Source organism: Pseudomonas saponiphila, from assembly GCF_900105185.1.
Lineage (GTDB): Bacteria > Pseudomonadota > Gammaproteobacteria > Pseudomonadales > Pseudomonadaceae > Aquipseudomonas > Aquipseudomonas saponiphila.
Map to the genome: position 1 here is coordinate 1,716,383 of NZ_FNTJ01000002.1, position 15,051 is coordinate 1,731,433.

Below are 15,051 nucleotides of genomic sequence, written 5' to 3' on the forward strand. Positions count from 1 at the left end.
GAGGACAGATCGGAGGTATTTTTACTCATTGGGTATTTAGGCGGATTCGTTGAATGGGTGAAGCAAAGGAGCGCTGGGCTCGGCTTTTTGCAGATGGCGGCAAGGTTACCATGGGCGCCCCGGGCTCGCAGACTCCAAGGCACTACCGCGTTTGTCCGGTAAATGCATTACGTTTATGCAAAACAGCATTTGTCATTGAGAAAAAGTTCAAGCAATATGCGTTCTATGCAAATACGCAATGTTTCTACCGTCTTAAGAGAGCTGCTGGAGCGTGACGGAATCTCCCCCACGGAGCTTCACCGCCGCACCGGTGTGCCTCAATCCACCCTCTCGCGGATTCTCAGCGGGAAGATCGTCGATCCCTCGGATAAGCACATCTCGCGGATCGCCGAATACTTCCAGGTGAGCACCGATCAACTGCGTGGGCGCGTGGACATCGCGCCTGCCCGCGCGGCGGCCCCCCGTGACGAGATTCATTCGGAACTCAAGGACATAAGCCTGTGGGACGACGATACCCCTGTCGATGACGACGAGGTGTCGGTTCCCTTTCTGCGTGAGGTTGAATTGGCTGCTGGATCAGGAAGATTCGTCATCGAGGAAAGCGAGCGCGCCAGCCTGCGCTTCGGCAAGCGCAGCCTGCGGCACAACGGCGTGCAGTTCGATCAGGCCAAGTGCGTCACGGTGCGCGGCAACAGCATGTTGCCGGTGCTGCGCGATGGGGCCACGGTCGGGGTCAATGCTGGCAAATGTGCGATTGGCGACATCATCGATGGCGACCTCTACGCGATCAACCACAATGGCCAGTTGCGGGTGAAGCAGCTGTATCGCCTGCCCACCGGGATTCGCTTGCGCAGTTTCAACCGCGACGAGCACCCGGACGAGGACTACAGCTTCCAGGAGATCCAGGAGGAGCAGATCAGCATCCTCGGTCACGTCTTCTGGTGGGGCATGTACGCCCGCTAAGCCATCACCGTCAGACAAAGCCCGCCACTGAGCGGGCTTTTTTTCGCCCTCGAAAAATCCTCCCACCCTGCATTTATGCGGGCTCCATGCGTTCGTGCAATTCGGCTGCATAAATAAATGCATTTACGCATTGACTGCATATGCATGAATGCATATTATCCATCTCAAGCCGTTCGACAACGGCTGCAACGACGCTCTTTAGTGGCAAAGCAAAGGCAGCGATGAACCGGCCTCGACGGTTCAGAGGGTTGGCAACTGACCCGGGTGTGCAGCGTAAAGCACCAGAAGCAGTTATCCGGCGGACAGGGTCGCGGCCGGAGGAACAATTTGAATGGGTCCGTACCGCACCAGTAGTGCCGAAAGACCAAGGTTTGCATTACTGAAAAGCCCGGGCGACCGGGCTTTTTGGAATGCCTGCCTAACGTGGGCCGCCAACAGACAGGGACCCCTTGAATCACCCTTTTCAGCTTTCTATCAACTGGCCATCTCGCTGGCCTCAATCCGCGCGGGAGACGTGAATGACAAACGAGCAGCAAGCGTTGCTGGACATGCCGATCTGGCTGGTCATCGTCCTGGCGCTGGTCGGTGGCGTTTCCGGGGAAATGTGGCGCGCCGACAAAGAGGGCGCCCGTGGCTGGTCGCTGCTGCGGCGCCTGGCTCTGCGCTCTGGAGCCTGCGTGGTCTGCGGGGTCTCGGCAATCATGCTGCTGTATGCCGCCGGCGTCTCGATCTGGACCGCCTGCGCCTTCGGTTGCCTGACCGCGATGGCCGGCGCCGACGTCGCCATCGGCCTCTACGAGCGCTGGGCGGCCAAGCGCATCGGGGTTTGCGAACCGCCCCCGCGGGATTCGAACCCGGATCAGCGTTGACCCCGCGTCGCCTCCGGCCTTCAACACGCACCATCGGCCCCAGTGGCTGGGGCGCCTCGACCAGATTCAGGAACTACACAATGAATGAACTGACCCGGCTAAAAGACGCCATCACGTCCACGATCAAGCTGGCGATGCCGCAACTGCAGACGGTTGAGGCATTCCCCAAGATGCTCGAAGGCATCACTGAACCGGCGCTCCACTACGCGATTACCGGCCTGGATCAGGCCGCCGACCCCGGCGATGGCCGCAGTTGCCTGCGGGCCACCTTCGAGGCGCGGGTCCGGGTTGATCCCGAACTGGCGCAGGCGCCTTTGCAGGCGGCCGTGCTGGCGGCGCAGTTGCTTGAGCTGTTGCGTTGCCAGCAGTGGAACCTGGACTTTGTTGAGGGGGCCACGGCGGTATGGGCCAAGCCTGCCGGAACGGCGGCGGATCCGGCTTATCGCGCCGAGTGGATCGTGCAGTGGCAGCAACTTGTCTACCTGGGCCAGGAACAATGGCCCTGGCCGGATCAACCGCCGGGCACGCTGGTGTTGGGCTTCAGCCCAGATACCGGACCCGGTCATGAGGACCGCTACCAGTCGCCGGAGCACATGGCGTGAGTTACGTGTCTGCAAGCCACGACCGCATGATTGCCGGCCTGATCCTGCCTTGCAGCGTGGTCGGCGTGGATCTGGCTGCCGGGCTGGTCCGGGTGTCCGATGGCGCCGGCTGGACCAGCGCCTGGGTGCGCTGGCACAGCCAGGCCGCCGGCAAGGCCCGTCACTGGCGGGCGCCGAGCCTGGGGGAGCAGGGCGTGCTGATCAGCCCCAGCGGCGAGCCGGCCCAGGGCACCTTCGTTCCCGGGCTGTATGGCAATGCCGGTCCCCAGCCGGACAACCGCGACCACGTCGAGGTCTGGCGTTTCGAAGATGGCGGCTCGCTGGTCTATGACTGGCAGGCCAAGCGCTACAGCATCAGCCTGCCCAGCGGCACGGTGAGCATTGAGGTCGGCGCCAGCTCGGCGCAGGTCACCGACAGCAGCATTACCGCCAAGGCCGACAGCATCACCTTGAGCGGAGCTATCACTTTGAATGGCGATGTGCAGATCAACGGTGGGAGCCTGAAGCACAACGGGGTCAACGTCGGTTCGACCCATACCCACTTGGGGGTGATGCCGGGCCCCGGGGCAACGGCCCCGCCGCAGTGATCCTTGGCCCCATCGTCCTTACGACCCACCTATCACCCAAGCAACCCGCCCAGAGCGGTTTTTTTCTACCCGGAGAATCCAATGGCCATCCCCAAGAAAACCCCCGGTCGTCCGGCCGGCACCGGTGCTGTGGTGTTTCGCGACAGCCTCTACACCTCGCGCCATCTGATCCTGCCGGATGGCCGCCAATTGCCGGTGCTCCAGGGGCAGGTGTCGGTCAAGGCCGGCGACCGCGTTGCCCTGGACTACCTCGCCAGCCACCCGGATCTGCAAGCACAGGAGTAAGGCCATGATCGGAATGGATCGCCGTACCGGCCTGTCGCTGTCCGGCATCGAGCATGTGCGGCAGTCCATCGAGGACATCCTGACCACGCCCCTGGGCAGCCGACGGATGCGCCCCGAATACGGCAGCAACCTGCGCCGTTATGTTGACCTGCCGGTGACTGGCGGCTGGAAAAGCGCGGTGCAGGCCGAAGTGGCCCGAGCGCTGTTGCGCTGGGAGCCACGGTTGAAGTTGGAACGGGTCAGTGTGGTCGCGGTCGTTGGCGGCCAGATCAGCTTTCAACTGACCGGCCAGTACCTGGGCAATCGCGCGGTTTTGGAGGTAACGGCATGAGTACGTTGGACCTGTCGGCGCTGCCGGCACCCCAGGTGCTTGAAGCCCTGGATTTCGAGGCCTTGTACCAGGGCAAGCTGGCCACCTTTCGCCGGCACATGGGCGACAACTGGACGGCCAACTTGGAAAGCGACCCTGTGAGCAAACTGCTGGAAGTCTCGGCTTACGCCGACATGCTGCTGCGGGCCCGGGTCAACGATGCCGCCAAGGCGTTGCTGCTGGCCCATGCCCAGGGCACGGACCTGGATCACCTGGCGGCCAACGTCAAACTGCGGCGCCTGGTGATCCAGGCTGGCAATCCGTTGGCGGTGCCGGTGCTGGAGGAGATCAGGGAGTCGGACGACGCCCTGCGCGAGCGCATCCAGTTGGCCTATGAAGGGCTGACCACCGCCGGCCCGCGTAACAGCTACATCCTGCATGCCCGCAATGCTTCGGCGCTGGTGGCCGATGCCGAGGCCGAGAGCCCGTCGCCGGCCCGGGTGACGGTCACGGTGCTGAGCCTGGAAGGCAACGGCACGGCGGCTCCCGAGCTGCTGGCGACGGTTGCCGCGGCCCTCAACGATGAGGACGTGCGGCCCCTGGGGGATCGGGTCACGGTGCAGAGTGCCCAGGTGTTGCCCTATCGCATCGACGCCGTGCTGCACATGAAGGGGCCAGGGCCGGAAAGTGATGCGGCCCTGGCCGAGGCCGAGCGCAGGCTGGCGGCCTGGATCAATCCGCGGCGGCGCCTGGGCATCGAGGTGGCGCGTTCGGCCATCGACGCCCAGCTGCATGTGGCCGGCGTGGCTCGGGTCGATCTTGGCGGTTGGCAGGACATCACCCCGAGCAAGGCCCAGGCGGCGTACTGCACCGGCTACAGCGTCAAGTTGGGGAGCTGAAATGAGCAGCCTACTGCCGATCAACCGCACCCCGCTGGAGCGCGCCCTGGAGGCGGCCGGTAGCACTGACAGCGCCATCATGCTGCGCACCCTGTACGACCCGGCGACCTGCCCGGTGCATCTGCTGCCGCAACTGGCTTGGGCCTGGTCGGTGGATCGCTGGGACCCGGGCTGGAGCGAGACGGTCAAGCGCAACGCCATTCGCGCCTCCTACTTCATCCACGCCCGCAAAGGCACCCTCGGTGCACTGCGGCGAGTGGTGGAACCGCTAGGCTACCTGATCGAAGTGGTCGAATGGTGGCAGACGGTCCCTGAAGGCGAGCCGGCCACCTTTGCCTTGAAAGTCGGGGTGCTGGATACCGGCATCACCGAGGAGATGTACCAGGAGCTGACCCGGCTGATCGATGACGCCAGACCCGTCAGCCGGCACATGACCGGCCTGGCCATCAGCCTGGAAACCTCCGGCGTCATTGGTTACGGCGCCTACGTGGATCAAGGCGAAGTACTCGACGTGTATCCCCCGACCCCCCGCGACATTGAAGTGACCGGTCGTTATGGCCAGGTCATGTGTATTGATGAAACAGACACCCTGGATGTGTACTCATGATTGATTCCAACAGTCAGTTCTTCGCCATGCTCACGGCCGTGGGCGAGGCGAAACAGGCCAACGCCACGGCCCTGGGCACGCCCTGGACCTTCAAGGAAATGGCGGTCGGCGATGCCAACGGCACCGACCCCATTCCGAACCGGACCCAGACCAAGCTGATCAATGAATGGCGCCGCGCCCCGGTCAACCAGGTGCGCACCGACCCGGCCAACCCCAACATCATCATCACCGAACAGGTAATCCCGCCTGATGTCGGCGGCCGCTGGATCCGCGAGATCGGCCTGTTCGATGCCGACGGCGACCTGGTGGCGGTGGCCAACTGCGCCCCGAGCTTCAAGCCCCTGCTGGCCCAGGGCACCGGCAAGACCCAAGTCATCCGCATGAACTTCATCGTCGCCAATACCGCGCCGATCGTGCTGAAAATCGATCCGACGGTGGTCCTGGCGACCCGCGAGTATGTCGACACTGCCGTGATCGAGGCCCTGGCCAAGCTGGACTTCAAGCACTCGGCGCTGGTGGCCACCACCGCCAACATCGCCTTGAGCGGGATTCAGACCATCGACGGCGTGCTGCTCCCTGCCGATGCCCGGGTACTGGTGAAGAACCAGGCCCAGGCCAAGGACAACGGGCTGTATGTCGTATCGTCGACGGGCGTCTGGACCCGTGCCCAGGATGCGGACACCAGCCTGGAGGTCACCCCCGGACTGTTCGTCAGCATCGAGAAGGGCACGGTCAACGGCGACAGCGTCTGGCAGCTGGTCACCGACGGGCCGGTTGTCCTCGGCACCACGCCGCTGGCCTTCGAGATGGCCATCGGGCGAACCGGTATCAGCGCGGGCTCCTATGCCAACGTCACGGTCGACAAATACGGCCGGGTGATCGCCGGTACCAACCCGAGCACCCTGGCCGGACATGGCATTACCGACACCTACACCAAGGCCGAGATCGAGTCGATTGTGGCGCAGTCGTCATCGTTGCCGGTGGGCTCGATGGTGGCATTTCCCAGGGCCAGCTTGCCGCCGGGTTTTCTGGAGATTGATGGCAGTGTGCAGAGCATTGCGGCTTATCCAGACCTGGCGGCGTATCTGGGGACCACCTTCAACAAGGGTGACGAGGGGGCTGGAAACTTCCGCTTGCCCGAGTCTCGGGGGGAGTTCCTGCGGGGCTGGGACCACGGGCGCGGTGTTGATCCGGGTCGGGCAGTCGGCAGTGCGCAGGCTGATGATTTTAAGTCGCATACTCACTCACTACAGGGCTCTACGAATTTCACATATACAGTCAACCCAACGAGTAACTTCAAGCCTTACCAAGACGGCGTATCGTCTTACAACACGTCGGCGACTGGTGGCGGCGAAACCCGCCCGCGCAATCTTGCGGTTATGTGGTGCATCAAAGCCTGGAGCGCACCAGTCAATCAGGGAAATATCGACGTAGCGGCGCTGGTAAAGGAACTGGCAGCACTCAAGTCAACGCACCCTGTTGGCGCCATCATTCCGTTTCCCAAGGCTGAGGTTCCAGCGGGATACCTTGAACTCAACGGTAGCGTGCAAAGCATTGCCGCTTATCCCGATCTCGCTGCGTATCTGGGGACCACTTTCAACAAGGGTGATGAAGGCGCAGGAAACTTCCGTCTGCCAGAGTCGCGGGGTGAGTTTTTGCGGGGTTGGGATCATGGGCGTGGGATTGATATTGGCCGAGAGCTTGGTGGCTGGCAGAAAGGATCGTTGATGGCCGGAGGCGACAACCTTTCAGACCATTCGATGCTGTTTGCCGGATTGTCAGACCCTATTCGCCGGAAGCTCACTGGTTGGGATGAGGTTTACGATCCGGCACTTTACTTTCCTGTCATTAAGTATTTTCCGGTGAGCGCATCTGACGTTCTCGTTACGTCGGAGTACGCCTCTCATACCGGAGTTTCTCGCCCAAGAAACCTTTCTGTTATGTGGTGCATCAAGGCGTGGAACGCACCAGTCAATCAGGGAAGCATCGATATTGCAGCTCTTGCCCCGCTGGCGGCTCAGGCGACAGGAGTTAATCAGGGAACGGCCAAGGTCGCTACAGATGCGCAGATGTTAGACAGCGCAAACGACTTGGTGATTGCAACGCCTAAAAAACTGCGCCTCGGTTTTGCAATGAGCTTGGCGGCAAACGGATATGTGGCTTTCCCCTCCTGGCTGGGAGGGCTAGTTGTTCAGTGGGGATATGTTCCGAAGCCTAGTGCAGCGGCAGTTCCAGTGACCTGGCCCATGGCTTTCCCTAATGGCTTTGGTCGTTGCATAGCATCATTCGGCGGTTCATCGGCGCCAAGCGGCGGTGTTTCAACTGGCTCGCCCTCGCAGTTAGGAGCAGTTTTTTACTCGGCAGTTGGCGGGGCCGGATATGACATCTCTTACATCGCGATTGGATGGTGAAATATGAAGCGTTTTTATAGCCAGGGTACAAAAAGCACTTACCTCAAGGGGTTGCACACGTCGATACCCGACGATGCAGTTGAGATATCTGATGCACTTTACCTCTCGGTCATCGGAAACCCGGCTTCAGGCAAGATTCGGGCGCATGACGAAAAGGGCTTGCCCTACCTTGTAGATACACCAGCTGTAGCCACAGAGTCGGCAGCTTCAGAGCGTGCATGGCGCGACACTGAACTGACCTCGTTGATGTGGTTACGCGAGCGGCACCGTGACCAGCTTGAAATCGGGACAGCCACGACGCTGACAGGTGAGCAGTTCAAGGAGTTGCTTGTGTACATGCAATCCCTACGCAACTGGCCCCAATCCCCGGACTTTCCACAAGCCGAGCACCGCCCAGTCGCCCCATCCTGGATCGCCGAACAAACCCAATAATCGCCCCGCACCGCCGGGGCGTTTTCTTACCTGCTTCCCACCAATCATTCATCCCTACGAGCCCCCTTCACCCGGGGCTTTTTCATGTCTGGAGTTTATCCATGAGTGGTTTTTTCCACGGCGTTACCGTTACCAACGTCGACACCGGCACGCGCACCATTTCGCTGCCGTCGTCTTCGATCATCGGCCTGGTGGACACCTTCACCGAAGGCCCGACCGCCACTGCCAAGGCCAACGATCTGCTGCTGATCACCAACGAGCGCGAGGCTATTGCCGCCTGGGGCCCGGATGCGGCTATCACCAAGGCCTGCCAGGCCATCTACCAGCGAGCCAAGGCGGTGATCGTCGCTTGTGGCGTGGCCAAGATGACCGACGCGGCCGAGCAGACGTCGGCGATCATCGGCGGGGTGCTGGCCGACGGTAAGCGTACCGGCCTGCAAGCCTTGCTCGACGGCAAGAGCCGTTTCAACGCCCAGCCGCGGTTGCTGGTAACCCCCAAGCACAGTTCGACCCTGGCCATCGGCACGGCCCTGGTGGCCCTGGCCGACAAGCTGCGTGGCCTGGCCATTCTCGATGGTCCCAATACCACCGACGAAGCGGCGATGGCCTATGCCAAGAATTTTGGCGCCAAGCGCGCCTACATGGTCGACCCGGGCGTTCAGCGCTGGGACAACGGCGCCAATGCCACCGTCGATGCGCCGGCTTCGGCCTGGGTCGCCGGGCTGTTCGCCTGGACCGACAACGAGTACGGCTTCTGGGCCTCGCCGTCGAACAAGGAGTTCGTCGGCATCACCGGCACCACGCGGCCGATCGAGTTCCTCGACGGCGATGAAACCTGCCGCGCCAACCTGCTGAACAACGCCAACATCACCACCATCATTCGTGACGCGGGCTTCCGCCTGTGGGGCAACCGCACGCTGTCCAGCGATCCGAAGTGGGCCTTCGTCACCCGGGTGCGGACCATGGACATCGTCATGGACGCCATTCTCTTCGGCCACAAATGGGCCGTGGACCGCTCGATCACCGCGACCTACGTCAAGGACGTCACCGAGGGCCTGCAGGCCTTCATGCGTGATCTGAAGAACCAGGGGGCGATCATCAATTTCGAGGTCTACGCCGACACCGAGCTCAACACCGCCAGCCAGCTGGAGCAGGGCAAGGTGTACTGGAACATCCGCTTCACCGACGTACCGCCCGCCGAAAACCCCCACTTCCGGGTCGAGGTCACCAACCAGTGGTTGACCGAAGTCCTCGACCAAGCCGCTTAAGGAGCCGCAGCAATGGCAATGATTCCCGAAACCCTGGCGAACATGAACCTGTTCGTCGATGGCATCAGCTTTCAAGGCGACGTGCCGAGCCTGACCCTGCCCAAGTTGACCCTCAAGACCGAGGAACACCGTGTCGGCGGCATGGATGTGCCGGTGGAACTGGACATGGGCATGGAGAAGCAAGAGGCCGGCTTCACCACCACCGGCGTGCGCCGCGAGTCGCTGAAGATGTTCGGACTGGCCGATGGCAGCGGCTTCAACGGCGTGTTCCGTGGCGCCTTCAAGGGCCTCAAGGGCAAGGTCACCCCGGTGATCGTGACCCTGCGCGGCCTGCTCAAAGAGGTCGACATGGGCGACTGGAAGTCCGGCGACAAGGCCGAAATCAAGCACAACGTGGCGCTGACCTACTACAAGCTGGAAGTCGACGGTCGCCTGATCTACGAGATCGATGCCCTGGGCATGAAGCGTGTGATCAACGGCGTCGACCAGCTCGCCGCGCAACGTTCGGCCCTGGGCCTGTAAGGAAAAAACCATGTCTCAAGCAAGCGACAAGACCCCGTCCTGGATGACCCTGAGCAGCGACAGCGTGATGGTGGCGTTGAGCAAGCCGGTGGAGATGAACGGCGTGGTCTGCGACCGGCTCACCCTGCGCGCGCCGACGGTGCGTGATGTGCGCGCCGCCAGTGCCGCCGGCGTGGGTGACGATGAACAGCGCGAGCTGATGCTGTTTGCCAGCCTCGCGCAAATCAGCACCAAGGACCTGGAGAGCATGGCGCTCAAGGATTATCAGCGCCTGCAGGCCGGCTATTTTCGCCTGGTGCAAGAAGACGAGCTTTGATCCGGCGGTGATGAAGGTGGCGGCGAAACGGCTCGCTCGCGAGCTGCATTTTTCCGCCGAGGAAATCATGACCATGAGGTTTTCCGACATGGTCTGGTGGCTCACGGATTGAGCCCATCACCCAAGGAGCAGGAGACGCAGATGGCGAACAAGCTGGTATCGGAAGTGCTGGTGATAGGTACTGCCCTCAGTTCGACCTGGGACGCTGCCTTCAAGACGATGGAAGGCCGGATCAAGCAGCTGGAGCAACAGGGCAGCAAGGCCAGGGTGCTGGAAAAGACCATCGGCCAGACCCTGCGCCTGCAGGATGAATGGAAGAAGGCCCATGACACCGGCGCCGCTTCCGCGGCCGGCCTGTTGCGTCGGTTGGAAGGGAGCCGGGATGGGCTGCGCCGGCAGGGGATTCAGGTACATAAACTGCGCCAGGAGTACCAGGCGCTGGGCAATGTGGCGCGGGGCTCGGCGCTTCAGGCCCGAGGACTGCAGCAGGTCGCCCAGGGCAAGGCCGACTTCAAGGCGGCTTATGACTGGGCAAAGTTCGGCGTCGATAAACTGCGCGCCCCGGTCAAGATCAGCGCCGATTATCAAGCGCTGATCCGCGACATGGCGATCAAGGCCGGTGTGGCCAACCAGCCCCAGGAAGCCCAACTGAGCCGCACGGTGATTCAGACCTCCCGTGACACGGGCATGGCCCGCAACGATGTGGCGGCGCTGGTGAGCCAGATGATGGCCAGCGGCATGTCGCTGGACAAGGCGCAAGGCTACGCCGGGCTGGCCGCCAAGTTTGCGGTGGGGCAGGGCGCGAGTGTCGACGACACGGCGAAGCTGATGCGGGCCCTGGAGCTCAAAGCCGGAATCAACGATCCAAAGGTTATGGAAAGGGCTCTTGAGGCCATCGCTCTGCAGGGGCAGGCGGGCAATTTCGAAGCTGCCGACATGGCGCGCTTGCTCCCGGCACTGCTCAAGAGCGCCAGCGCGCAAGGGCTCACCGGCATGCAGGCGGTGAGTCAGCTGGGATCGATGCTGCAGGTGCAGATGAACACCGCCGCAAGTCCTGACGAGGCCGCAGGTCAACTGCAGAACTGGATCGAAAAAATCGGCTCCAGCGACGCGGTCAAGGCTTATGAAGACGCCGGCATTGATTATCAGGCTTCGCTGAACACCGGTATCCAGAAGGGCATGTCGAGCCTGGAGGCGAGCTTTGCCCTGGCCATGCGTTACGTCAGGGCCATCGACCCGGCCAAGGCGGCGAAGATGGCCGAGGCCCAGGCGCAGATCAGCAAGGAAACCGATCCGGTCAAGGCCAAGGCCATGCTTGAGGCCCTGGAAGAGTCCCTGCGTACCGGCGACCTGTTCACCGATATGCAGATCAAGGCGGCCTTGCTGGCCCAGACCCAGGGCCGGCAGCAGTATGAGCAAGTGAAGAAGGATTCGTTGAGCGCTTCGGCTGTTCTCGACAAGAACCTGGCCGAGCGTCGACAAGCCTCCGCGCAATTGTGGAAGGAGAGCGAGCAGGCGGTCGACGATGGCATGCGTGCGGTGGGAGAGGCCCTGCAACCGGCGACGGATCTGGTGGCCAAAAACATCACGCTGGTGGTCGGCAAGCTGACCGAACTGGCAGAGCGGAACCCATCGTTGGTGCAGGGTGTGGTTGCCCTGGGCGCTGCTTATGTCGCAGTGAAAAAGCTCATGGCCGTCTACACCATGGGCGAGGGCCTGATCAATGTCTTGCGTGGTGGGTTGAAGGTTGACCCCAAGGCGGCGAAGCGAACGCCTGGCCGCAGTGCGGGAGGCATCGACTGCTGTGAGCTTGCAGGCAAGCCAAAGGCGAGTAGGCGAGCGCCCGGTCGCAATGCGCTAGGCATTGACTGTTGCGAGCCCATGATCGACTGCGGCTTGGACAAAAAACGTCGCAAGGGCCGTGGCGGGCGAAAGGAGCCCAGGCGCGCCCCGAGTTCGAAGGGGGCGGGCAGTAAAGGGTTCAAGAGCCCTTTGACGCCCAGTGGTTTGGAAAAACTGCCCAGAGGGGCGGTCAGGTCTGGCGTGACCGGTACCGCACTGAAAGGCGCTGGCTCTGTGGCCAAAGGGTTCGCACCTTTGCTCAAGGGCGGCGCGATCCTATCGGTGCTCGGTGCCGGTTTCCAGGTTGCGGACACCTTTCTGAATGCCAAGACCCAAGATGAAAAAGCCGAAGGCTATGGCGAGGCGGCAGGCAATCTTGCAGGCGCCGCTGCCGGAGCAGCAGCAGGGGCCGCCATTGGTTCCGTGGTGCCGGTCATCGGTACTGTTATTGGTGGGCTGGTGGGCGGTGCCCTGGGCGCCTGGGGCGGTTCTGCCGCCGGTGGGGCCTTGGGTAAAAAGCTCTTCGGCTCCGACGACTCGCTCAAGCAAATGCCCGCCGCCGGTCCGCTGATGATGCGCAACGCCGGGCAGAACATCCCGCCGGTCATGGGCGATATCGCCAAGTCTTTCCAGCCGGGCCAGCCCTCCCCGCTGATGGGCCAGGCCGCGCGTTCACTGGCCAGCCCAGCACCGTCGGCGTCGAGCCTTTCGCTGAGCAATCCCCCGGAGCCGCTTACATCGGCGGCGCCGGCGATCGAACAGCAGTTCAGCTTCGCGCCCTACCTGTCGATCTCGGTGCAGGGCGATGTCAGAGATCCGGCGCAACTGGCCCGGGAGCTGGAACCCTATCTGCGCTTTCAGTTCGACGAATACAGCCGGCAGGCGGCGAGTCGTCAGTTGTTCGACGCGGCACACGTTTAAGGAGGTGGCATGGCCTATATGGAACAGCTGCAATCGGGGCTCACGTCCCTGGTGGCGGCAGCGGAGGCGGGGCGGCGCAGCGCCGATGAAATGCTCGGGCCCATGAACGGCGCCATCAGCGACATCACCGGCGCCGCCTCGGAGCTGGAAAACCTGCCCTGGGTCGGCCCGGTGCTGGGCGCCAAGCTGCAACGCACCATGCGCAGCATCGGTGCGGCGCAGTCGGCGGTGGGTGAAGTTGCGGCCAAGTACAACCAGGCCGTCACCGTGGCGGGCCAGATGCAGCAGCGTCTTGGCGCCTTGCAGGAGCAGGTGGCCAAGGCCGGCGCGGCAATCAACCGCATCGGCGGGCAGATCAGCCCGGCCCTGGGCAATATCTTCCCTTCCGGCGCGCTGGCGCCCCAGGACACCCCGGCGGCGGAGGCCGTGAAGCCCTTCCCGCACCTGCTGATCCTGCAGCCCCTGGGGGCCGCGGCCGAGCCGTTCTACTTCAACCTCGACACCGCGGCCTTCGATGAATTGCGCCGACAAACCGGCTTTCGCTGGGCGGCTCAGGAACGCTTGAGCCGCAGCATTGCGCAGCAGGCCGTGGGGCAGGGCGACGACAAGATTTCCCTCAAGGGCGCGATCTTTCCCGGCTTCAAGGGTGGGCTGGGGCAGTTGCAGGCGTTGCGCAGCATTGGCCGGCGCTTGCAGCCCCTGAGCCTGACCACAGGCTACGGCGAAGTGCTGGGCACCTGGTGCCTCACCAGCATCGACGAGGAACAGAGCCACCTGCTGGCGGGTGGCATTCCCCGCAAACAAGGGTTTTCACTGGAGTTTGTGAGCTATGGCAACGACCTGCAGAACCTCTGACGGCGATCTGCTCGACACCCTGTGTCAGCGCTACTACGGGCACCTCAATGGCAGTGTCGAGGCGGTGCTGGACGCCAACCAGGGCCTGGCCGACGAACCGCAACCCTTGCGTGCCGGGGTACTGATCCTGCTACCGGAGTTGCCGATCCGCACAGAGGCGATGGTGCAGCTATGGGACTGACCTGGCATCCACTCAACAGACCCCGCTGCGTGCGGGGTCTTCATTTTCTGGAGCACAGGCCATGACCCCGGTCTTTCGCATCCTCGCCGATGGTCGCGACATCACCGCGCAGATCAATGACCGGTTGCTGACCCTGCGCACCCTGGACAAGCCGGGAATGGAGGCGGACGAGTTCGAACTGCGCATCGACGACCGTGACAGCGCGGTCGCCTTGCCCGGTCGTGGCGCCGCCATCGAAGTGTTCCTCGGCTATGCCGGGCAGGCATTGACCCGCCTGGGGCGCTACACGGTGGATGAAGTGGTGGTCAACGGGCCGCCGGACTCCATCGAGATCCGCGGCAAGGCCAGCGACATGCGCGGCACTGGCAAGACCACCCGCAGCGGCAGCTGGGAGAACGTCGCGCTGGCGCAGATAGTCCGCGATCTGGCAGCCCGCAACGGCTGGCAGCCGGTCTGTCCGGTGGCGACCAAGGTGCCGCGGATCGACCAGCTCAACGAGTCCGACTTCAACTTCATCACCCGCCTGGCCCGGCAGTACGACTGCACCGCCAAGGTGGCCGAAGGCAGGTTGCTGGTGCTGCCCCGGCAGTCCGGATTGAGTGCCAGCGGCAAGGCCCTGGGGGTTGTCAGCCTCAGCCGCCGCGACGTCAGCCGCTATCAGTTCCGCTTGAGTGACAGCAGCACCCACAAGGCGGTGCAGACCAGGCACCAGGACCCGAAGAGCGGCACGCTCAAGGTCATCGACTTGGGCAACGGCGACTCACCGGCCAGCGTGCCGGCGGTGCACACCGATCGGCACCTGTACCCCAACAAATCCGCCGCCGAGCAAGCGGCCAAGGCCCGTCTGGCTGCCTTCAACCGCAGCAGCGCCAGCCTGCGCCTGGAGATGCTCGGGCGCACCGATCTGTTTGCCGAGCGCCTGATCAATGCCCAGGGCTTCAAGGCCGGACTGGACGGCGAATACCTGGTGGACTCGGTGGAGCAGCTGTTCAACCCGTCGGGCTGGAGCACCACGGTCGAATGCAACGGCGGCAAACACGGCAAGGCCAAAGCCAAGGCCAAGAAAACGCCCGCCAAAAAGCCACTCAGGGTGGTGCAGCTTTGACGCGGCGACAGCCCCGCGAACTGTCCCGTGGCCCATGCATGTGGATCGTTCCGATCCAGCCCTCTTTCATTTTTCA

At 62.9% G+C, this 15,051-nt stretch carries 18 protein-coding genes; all 18 read left to right on the plus strand.

Features of this window, described 5'->3' with window-relative positions; genetic code table 11:
- The first annotated feature begins 53 nt into the window (after positions 1–53).
- The 18 genes from BLV47_RS36285 (at position 54) to BLV47_RS29720 (ending at position 14,975) form a co-directional block, all read left to right on the plus strand.
- Positions 54–275 (plus strand): hypothetical protein, encoded by a 222-nt coding sequence (locus tag BLV47_RS36285; RefSeq protein WP_167365708.1) that lies wholly within the window; start codon positions 54–56, stop codon positions 273–275.
- Positions 217–963, plus strand: a complete 747-nt coding sequence (locus BLV47_RS29640; protein ID WP_092320075.1) for a LexA family transcriptional regulator — start codon at positions 217–219, stop codon at positions 961–963. Before BLV47_RS36285 ends, BLV47_RS29640 begins: the two co-directional genes overlap by 59 nt.
- A gap of 518 nt (positions 964–1,481) precedes the next feature.
- Positions 1,482–1,832, plus strand: coding sequence for a phage holin family protein (locus BLV47_RS29645; RefSeq protein WP_092320077.1), 351 nt, complete (start codon positions 1,482–1,484; stop codon positions 1,830–1,832).
- Between the two features lie 80 nt (positions 1,833–1,912).
- A complete protein-coding gene (locus tag BLV47_RS29650; RefSeq protein WP_092320079.1) occupies positions 1,913–2,434 on the plus strand; it encodes a hypothetical protein in 522 nt (173 codons plus the stop codon).
- Positions 2,431–3,021 carry a phage baseplate assembly protein V gene (locus BLV47_RS29655; protein WP_092320081.1) on the plus strand — a complete coding sequence of 197 codons (591 nt, stop codon included), beginning with the start codon at positions 2,431–2,433 and terminating at the stop codon, positions 3,019–3,021. The genes BLV47_RS29650 and BLV47_RS29655 overlap by 4 nt, the downstream gene beginning before the upstream one ends.
- 81 nt (positions 3,022–3,102) lie before the next feature.
- Complete coding sequence (locus BLV47_RS29660) at positions 3,103–3,306, plus strand: hypothetical protein (protein WP_092320083.1); 204 nt, start codon at positions 3,103–3,105, stop codon at positions 3,304–3,306.
- 4 nt (positions 3,307–3,310) lie between these two features.
- Positions 3,311–3,637, plus strand: coding sequence for a GPW/gp25 family protein (locus tag BLV47_RS29665; protein WP_060837784.1), 327 nt, complete (start codon positions 3,311–3,313; stop codon positions 3,635–3,637).
- Positions 3,634–4,515 carry a baseplate assembly protein gene (locus tag BLV47_RS29670; protein ID WP_092320085.1) on the plus strand — a complete coding sequence of 294 codons (882 nt, stop codon included), beginning with the start codon at positions 3,634–3,636 and terminating at the stop codon, positions 4,513–4,515. Before BLV47_RS29665 ends, BLV47_RS29670 begins: the two co-directional genes overlap by 4 nt.
- A 1-nt stretch (position 4,516) precedes the next feature.
- On the plus strand, positions 4,517–5,122 hold the full coding sequence (locus BLV47_RS29675) for a phage tail protein I (RefSeq protein ID WP_092320087.1): 606 nt from the start codon (positions 4,517–4,519) through the stop codon (positions 5,120–5,122).
- Positions 5,119–7,533 carry a phage tail-collar fiber domain-containing protein gene (locus tag BLV47_RS36290; RefSeq protein WP_167365722.1) on the plus strand — a complete coding sequence of 805 codons (2,415 nt, stop codon included), beginning with the start codon at positions 5,119–5,121 and terminating at the stop codon, positions 7,531–7,533. Before BLV47_RS29675 ends, BLV47_RS36290 begins: the two co-directional genes overlap by 4 nt.
- A gap of 3 nt (positions 7,534–7,536) precedes the next feature.
- Entirely contained in the window at positions 7,537–7,965 is a 429-nt protein-coding gene (locus tag BLV47_RS29685; protein ID WP_244168968.1) for a phage tail assembly chaperone, read from the plus strand.
- A gap of 101 nt (positions 7,966–8,066) precedes the next feature.
- A complete protein-coding gene (locus BLV47_RS29690) occupies positions 8,067–9,233 on the plus strand; it encodes a phage tail sheath subtilisin-like domain-containing protein (RefSeq protein WP_092320089.1) in 1,167 nt (388 codons plus the stop codon).
- Positions 9,234–9,245: 12 nt separating this feature from the next.
- Entirely contained in the window at positions 9,246–9,755 is a 510-nt protein-coding gene (locus tag BLV47_RS29695) for a phage major tail tube protein (RefSeq protein WP_016965333.1), read from the plus strand.
- A gap of 10 nt (positions 9,756–9,765) precedes the next feature.
- The gene (locus tag BLV47_RS29700; RefSeq protein ID WP_092320091.1) at positions 9,766–10,071 is read left to right on the plus strand and encodes a phage tail assembly protein; all 306 of its coding nucleotides are present in this window, start codon (positions 9,766–9,768) and stop codon (positions 10,069–10,071) included.
- Positions 10,072–10,212: 141 nt separating this feature from the next.
- The gene (locus tag BLV47_RS29705; protein ID WP_092320093.1) at positions 10,213–12,834 is read left to right on the plus strand and encodes a phage tail tape measure protein; all 2,622 of its coding nucleotides are present in this window, start codon (positions 10,213–10,215) and stop codon (positions 12,832–12,834) included.
- 9 nt (positions 12,835–12,843) lie between these two features.
- Positions 12,844–13,689, plus strand: a complete 846-nt coding sequence (locus tag BLV47_RS29710; RefSeq protein ID WP_092320095.1) for a phage tail protein — start codon at positions 12,844–12,846, stop codon at positions 13,687–13,689.
- Entirely contained in the window at positions 13,664–13,870 is a 207-nt protein-coding gene (locus BLV47_RS29715) for a tail protein X (RefSeq protein WP_092320097.1), read from the plus strand. Before BLV47_RS29710 ends, BLV47_RS29715 begins: the two co-directional genes overlap by 26 nt.
- 61 nt (positions 13,871–13,931) lie before the next feature.
- Positions 13,932–14,975, plus strand: coding sequence for a phage late control D family protein (locus tag BLV47_RS29720; RefSeq protein ID WP_092320099.1), 1,044 nt, complete (start codon positions 13,932–13,934; stop codon positions 14,973–14,975).
- Positions 14,976–15,051: the final 76 nt, after the last annotated feature.